Annotated in this window: 4 protein-coding genes; all 4 read right to left on the reverse strand. The window is 74.1% G+C overall.

Annotated features, from left to right (window positions below):
* Positions 1 to 57: 57 nt before the first annotated feature.
* Positions 58 to 2,586 (reverse strand): phenylalanine--tRNA ligase subunit beta, encoded by a 2,529-nt coding sequence (pheT, locus tag ACFVIM_RS31515; RefSeq protein WP_384308681.1) that lies wholly within the window; start codon positions 2,584 to 2,586, stop codon positions 58 to 60.
* On the reverse strand, positions 2,586 to 3,710 hold the full coding sequence (gene pheS, locus ACFVIM_RS31520; RefSeq protein ID WP_384308683.1) for a phenylalanine--tRNA ligase subunit alpha: 1,125 nt from the start codon (positions 3,708 to 3,710) through the stop codon (positions 2,586 to 2,588). Before pheS ends, pheT begins: the two co-directional genes overlap by 1 nt.
* Before the next feature lie 127 nt (positions 3,711 to 3,837).
* Positions 3,838 to 4,998, reverse strand: a complete 1,161-nt coding sequence (locus ACFVIM_RS31525) for an ATP-binding protein (protein WP_384308685.1) — start codon at positions 4,996 to 4,998, stop codon at positions 3,838 to 3,840.
* Between the two features lie 188 nt (positions 4,999 to 5,186).
* Entirely contained in the window at positions 5,187 to 6,017 is an 831-nt protein-coding gene (locus tag ACFVIM_RS31530) for a TrmH family RNA methyltransferase (RefSeq protein WP_384308687.1), read from the reverse strand.
* Between the last annotated feature and the right edge of the window lie 283 nt (positions 6,018 to 6,300).

The raw sequence follows: 6,300 nt of genomic DNA on the forward strand, positions 1-6,300 counted from the left end.
GGTCCGAGGACCGGAGGGGCCATCCGTGTGGTGCGGGCGTTGACGACGACCCGGAGGTCAGGCGCCGCGCAGCACCGCGCCGATGTGCTCGCCGACGAGGGCGACCGCCGCGTCACGCGCCGCCGTCGCCTCCTCCACCGTCAGCGTCCGGTCCGGCGCGCGGAACCGCAGCGCGTACGCCAGCGACTTCTTGCCCGCGCCGATCTGCTCCCCGGTGAAGACATCGAAGAGCCGGACCGACTCCAGCAGCTCCCCGGCGCCCACCCGGAGCAGGTGCTCCACGGCGGCGGCGGGCACGTCCTGGTCGACCACGAGCGCCACGTCCTGGGTCGCCACCGGGAAGGTGGAGATCCGCGGCGCGGACAGCTCGCCCTCGCCCGCCCGCATCACCTGGTCCAGGTCCAGCTCCATCGCACAGGTACGCGACGGCAGCCCCAGCGCCTTGATGACCCGCGGGTGCAGCTCACCGGCGTGACCGACGACGGTCTTCACGCCCCCGAGCACCACCGAGAGCACCGCGCAGCGGCCGGGGTGCCACGGACCGTACTGGCCCTGCTCGACCGCCAGCTCGGCGCCGCACTCACGGGCGACGAGCCGGGCCGCCTCGATGGCGTCCGCCCAGTCACCCGGGCGTCCCTGGCCCCACCAGCCCGCCTGCTCACGGGCGCCCGTGAGGACGACGGCGGCATGGCGCGGCTGGGCGGGCAGGGCCGCGTCGAGCGCGGCGATCTGCTCCTCGGTGGGCCTGCGGTCCACCGGGATGTCCACCGGGGCGCTCGGGCCGCCGGACGGGTGGAAGACCAGCCCGGTCTCGAAGAGGGCGAGGTCGTGCGAGCCGCGCCCGTCGTTGCGGCGCAGCGCGCCGAGCAGGCCAGGCAGCAGCGTGGAGCGCAGCGCGGGCTCCTCGTCGGAGAGCGGGTTCACCAGGGTGACCAGCTTCCGCGCCGGGTCGTCGGCCGGGAGGTCGAGCTGGTCGAGGACGCGCTCCCCGATGAAGGGGTAGTTCGGCGCCTCGGTGTAGCCCGCGCCGGAGAGCGCCCGGCCGACCCGGCGGTGCAGCCGCTGGCGCTCGGTCAGACCGCGCCCGGCGGGGGGCCTGGGCAGCGTGGAGGGCAGGTTCTCGTACCCCTCCAGCCGGATGACCTCCTCGGCGAGGTCGTTGGGCTCGGCCAGGTCGGGCCGCCAGGACGGGATGGTGACGACCAGCTCGTCCTGTCCGTACACATCACAGCCGACCTCCTGGAGCCTGCGGACCACGGTCTCGCGGCCGTAGGCGACTCCGGCGACCCGGTCGGGGTGGTCGGCGGGCATGGCGACGGTGCGCGGCGCGGAGGGCGCGATGACCTGGGTGACCCCGGGCTCGGCGGTGCCCCCGGCGAGCAGCGTCAGCAGATCGACGGTCCGCTGGGCGGCGGCGGCACCGGCCAGCGGGTCCACCCCGCGCTCGAACCGCTTGGACGCCTCCGAGGAGAGCTTGTGGCGGCGCGCGGTACGGGCGATGGCGACCGGGTCGAAGTGGGCGGCCTCGATGACGACGTCACGGGTGCCCCGGACCGCTCCGGTCTCGGGGTCGACCTCGGGGTCGGCGATCTCGGTGTGGGCGCCGCCCATCACCCCGGCGAGGCCGATGGGGCCCCGCTCGTCGGTGATGACCAGGTCCTCGGCGTCGAGGACGCGGGCGACCCCGTCGAGGGTGGTGAGCTTCTCCCCGGCCTGGGCCCGGCGGACGCCGATGGTCCCGTGCACCAGGGCGCGGTCATAGGCGTGCAGCGGCTGGCCGAGTTCGAGCATCACGTAGTTGGTGATGTCGACGGCGAGCGAGACCGGGCGCATCCCGGCCTTCTGGAGCCGGCGGGTGAGCCAGATCGGCGAGCGCGCCTCCGGGTTGAGCCCGGTGACGGTGCGCGCGGTGAAGCGGTCGCAGCCCAGCGGGTCGGAGACGGTCACGGGGTAGCCGTGCGCGTTGGGCCCGGGGACGTCCAGCAGCGCCGGGTCGCGCAGCGGCAGACCGTAGGCGGTGGCGGTCTCACGGGCGACGCCGCGGATCGAGAGGGCGTAGCCGCGGTCGGGGGTGACGGCGATGTCGAGGACCTCGTCGTACAGCTCCAGCAGGGCGACGGCGTCGGTGCCCACCTCGTACTCCGGCGGCAGGACGATGATGCCCTTGGTGCCGTCGTCGCCCATGCCCAGCTCGTCGCTGGAGCAGATCATGCCCCGGGACATCCGGCCGTACGTCTTGCGCTCGGCGATACGGAAGTCACCGGGCAGCACGGCGCCGGGGAGCGCCACGACGACCTTGTCGCCGACGGCGAAGTTCCGGGCGCCGCAGATGATCTCCTGCGGCTCGCCCGTCTGGTTGGCCTGGCCGACGTCGACCAGGCAGTGCCGGATCGGCTTCTTGAACTCGGTCAGCTCCTCGATGGAGCTGACCCGCCCGACCACCAGCGGCCCGGTGAGCCCGGCGCCGACCCGCTCGACGGTCTCGACCTCCAGACCGGCCGCGATCAGCTTCTTCTGTACGTCACGGCCGGACTCAGTCGTCGGCAGGTCGACGTACTCCCGCAGCCATGAAAGCGGGACCCGCATCAGATCTCCATCCCGAACGGCCGGGTGAACCGGACGTCACCCTCGACCATGTCTCGCATGTCCTCGACGTTGTGGCGGAACATCAGCATCCGCTCGATCCCGAAGCCGAAGGCGAATCCGCTGTACTTCTTGGGGTCCACACCACAGGCGACCAGCACCTTCGGATTCATCATCCCGCAGCCGCCGAGCTCGATCCAACCCTCGCTCGAACAGGTGCGGCAGGGCCGGTCGGGGTTGCCGACGGAGGCGCCCCGGCAGACGTAGCAGACCATGTCCATCTCGGCGGACGGCTCGGTGAAGGGGAAGAAGTTCGGCCGCAGCCGGGTCGTCACGCCCTCGCCGAAGAGCGCCTGGACCATGTGGTCCAGGGTGCCCTTGAGGTCGGCCATGGTCAGGCCCTCGTCGATGGCGAGCAGCTCGACCTGGTGGAAGACGGGGGTGTGGGTGGCGTCCAGCTCGTCGGTGCGGTAGACGCGGCCCGGGCAGATCACATAGATCGGGGGCTCGCGGTCCAGCATCGAGCGGGCCTGGAGCGGCGAGGTGTGGGTGCGCAGCACGACACCGGAGTGGTCGTGCCCACCCCCGGCGCCCTGGACGAAGAAGGTGTCGGCCTCGCCCCGGGCCGGGTGGTCCGGGCCGATGTTGAGCGCGTCGAAGTTGAACCACTCCGCCTCGGCCTCGGGGCCCTCGGCGACCTCGTAGCCCATGGCGACGAAGACGTCCTCGATCCGCTCCGAGAGCGTGGTCAGCGGGTGCCGGGCACCGGCGGGGACCCGGTCGTACGGCAGGGTGACGTCGACCGCCTCCTCGACCAGCACCCGGGCGTCACGCTCGGCCTCCAGTTCACTCTGGCGGACGGCCAGCGCCTTGTTCACGGCGCCACGCGCCTGACCGACCCGCTTCCCGGCCTCGGCCTTCGCCTGCGGCGGCAGCGCGCCGATCTCCCGGTTGGCCAGCGCCAGCGGCGAGGCGCCGCCGGTGTGCGCGACCTTCGCGGCGGCGAGCGCGTCGAGGTCGCCCGCGGCGGCGAAGGCGGCGAGCGCCTCGTCCCGCATGCGCTCGATCTCTTCCGGTTTCAGTGCCTCGACCTCGACAGGGTCGTACGACTTGTTGGGTGCCGACATCTCTTCCCGTGCTTCCGATTGGGTGGTGGCCGCGGCCCCGCTCGACGACTGAGGACGCAAAGGTGCCAGACGCCGAGTCTAAGGGCCGCGCGAGCGGTGGTTCTCCGGGGAAGCCCGTCGGGGCCGCTCAGGCCAGGAAGGCCGGGGCGCCGACGGGCAGGATAAAGCGGAATTCGGCGCCGCCGCCGGGGCCGCGGCCGACGGTGATCGTGCCGCCGTGGGCCTCGACGATGCCCTTGACGATATAGAGGCCGAGCCCGGTCCCGCCGCGCTTGCTGCCCCGCCAGAAGCGGGTGAAGACGCGCCCCATCGACTCCTCGGGGATACCGGGACCCTCGTCGCTCACGGTGACGGCCGTGCCTCTCTCGCCCGCGTCGGCGCCGCCGTCGGCGTCACCGGGCCCCCCGACGGGCGCCACCTCGATCGTGACGGTTCCGGCGCCGTGGCGCACCGCGTTTTCCAGCAGGTTGCCGAGGATCTGGTCGATCTTGTCGGGGTCGGCCCAGAGCGCGGGCAGCCCGTCCCGGATCCGCACCAGAAAGCGGTCGGCACCCTGGCCATGGGCTATATGGGCCTGCACATGGCGGCCGACCGCCGCCGCCATGTCGACCGGCTGACGCCGGACCTCCAGCCGCCCGGAGTCGATCCGGGAGATGTCCAGCAGCTCCGCGATCAGCCGGGTCACCCGGTTGGCGTCGGCGTCGACGGTCTCCAGCATCAGCCGCTTCTGGTCGTCCGTGAACCGCTCCCACTTGGCCAGCAGGGTGGCCGTGAAGCCCTTGACCGAGGTCAGCGGGGAGCGCAGTTCATGGGCGACGGTGGCGATCAGCTCGGCGTGGCTGCGCTCGTTACGGCGGCGGGCCTCGGTGCCGCGCAGGGTGATCACCAGACGCCGCAGCGGGCCGGTGGGCCGCTCCCGTACGTACCGCGCGGAGACCAGGACCTCCCGGCCGCCGGGGAGCAGCAGATTGCGCTCCGGCTGGCCCACCCGGGTCGCGAGACCACCGTACGGATCGGTCAGGGGCCACCAGCGGCGGCCCTTGAGGTCCTCCAGCGGCAGGACGCGCTCCAGCGGGAGGCCGAGGGCGTCCTGGCGCTCGACGGCGGTGATCCGGACGGCGGCGGCGTTGAAGCAGATCACGCGGCCCTCCGCGTCGGCGACCACGAGCCCGTCGGGCAGCTCGTCGGGGTCGATGCCCAGCACCGGGCCGACCGGGTCGGGCGCGGGCGCGGCCGGGCGCGGTGCGGGCGCGGCCGCGCCCGTGGTCCCGCTCGTGCTGACCGTCATCCCCTCGCCCCACCTCTCCACCGGCTCAGTGGGCCCCGAGCCCGTCACCCTACTAGCCGAACGGGACCGTGCGGACCCCCCTCGGCCCGGCGCTCCCCCTCGGTGCCCCCCTGCTCGTCACCGTGAGCGCCGTGCGCCTCCCCGTGACGCGCTCAGCACTCCCTCCAGCGTGCCCAGCGCCCCGGAGGTCAGGATGGGGTGCGCTGGGCGCGGGCCGACGCGTAGAGGCACACGGCGGCGGCGGTGGCGAGGTTGAGGCTCTCGGCGCGGCCATGGATCGGGACCCGGACCACGGCGTCGGCCAGCGCGCGGGTCTCCTCCGGCAGCCCCCATGCCTCATTGCCGAAGATCCAGGCGGTGGGGCCGCCCATGGTGCCCGCGTCCAGCTCGGCGTCGAGGTCGTCCTCGCCCGCCCCGTCGGCGGCGAGGATCCGCACCCCGGCCGCCTTGAGCCCCTCGACGGCCCGCTCGACGGGGACCCCGACGGCGACCGGCAGATGGAAGTGGGAGCCCACCGAGGCACGGACGGCCTTGGGGTTGTAGAGGTCGACGGAGGCGTCGGTGAGGACGACGGCGTCGGCCCCGGCCGCGTCGGCGCAGCGCAGCACGGTCCCGGCGTTCCCGGGGTCGCGGACGTTGGCGAGGACGGCGACCAGCGCGGGCCTGGCCCGGGTGATCTCCTCGAACGGGGTGTCCACGAAGCGGCAGACCCCCACCAGCCCCTGCGGGGTCACGGTGGTCGAGATGTCGGCGATCACGGCCTCGTCGGCGAGATGGGTCCGGGCGCCCGCCCGGTCCGCGGCCTCGATGATGCCGGCGTACCGCTCGGCGGCCTCCGGGGTGGCGAACAGCTCCACCAGCGTGGCCTGACCGGCGACCCGGTGGCCCGCCGCCTCCCGGACGGCCTGGGGGCCCTCGGCGAGGAACAGCCGCTCCTTCCCGCGGAAGTTCCGCCGTGCGAGGCGCCGTGCGGCGGCGACCCGGGGGGAACGCGGGGAGATCAGCTCGATGGCGGCCATGTGCTCACTTTCGGGCGTCGGGGGATGTCGGGGCGCCGCGGCGCCGGACCGGTCACGCGGGCGGCGCGCGTGCTTCCGGCGGCGGCCGGGCGCGGGACCGGGAGGGACCGGCCGGGGCGGGCGGGACCGGGAGGCGGCGGGTGCGCGCGAGGCCGGGGGCGGCGGGTGCTCCCGTTACACGAGGGCCGGGGGCTCCGCCGCGGGCCGTCACCTCGGACGGGGACCGTCCGGTGACCGGGTCACTCCGGCACCAGACGCGTGGACCCGCAGGCCGTACCGGGCC

Source organism: Streptomyces sp. NPDC057638, from assembly GCF_042800315.1.
In the GTDB taxonomy this organism is placed as follows: domain Bacteria; phylum Actinomycetota; class Actinomycetes; order Streptomycetales; family Streptomycetaceae; genus Streptomyces.

Coding starts and splice junctions, on each gene's coding strand:
- ACFVIM_RS31525 (WP_384308685.1), bottom strand. CDS start 4,998: ATGACGGTCAGCACGAGCGGGACCACGGGCGCGGCCGCGCCCGCACCG.
- ACFVIM_RS31530 (WP_384308687.1), bottom strand. CDS start 6,017: ATGGCCGCCATCGAGCTGATCTCCCCGCGTTCCCCCCGGGTCGCCGCC.
- pheS (WP_384308683.1), bottom strand. CDS start 3,710: ATGTCGGCACCCAACAAGTCGTACGACCCTGTCGAGGTCGAGGCACTG.
- pheT (WP_384308681.1), bottom strand. CDS start 2,586: ATGCGGGTCCCGCTTTCATGGCTGCGGGAGTACGTCGACCTGCCGACG.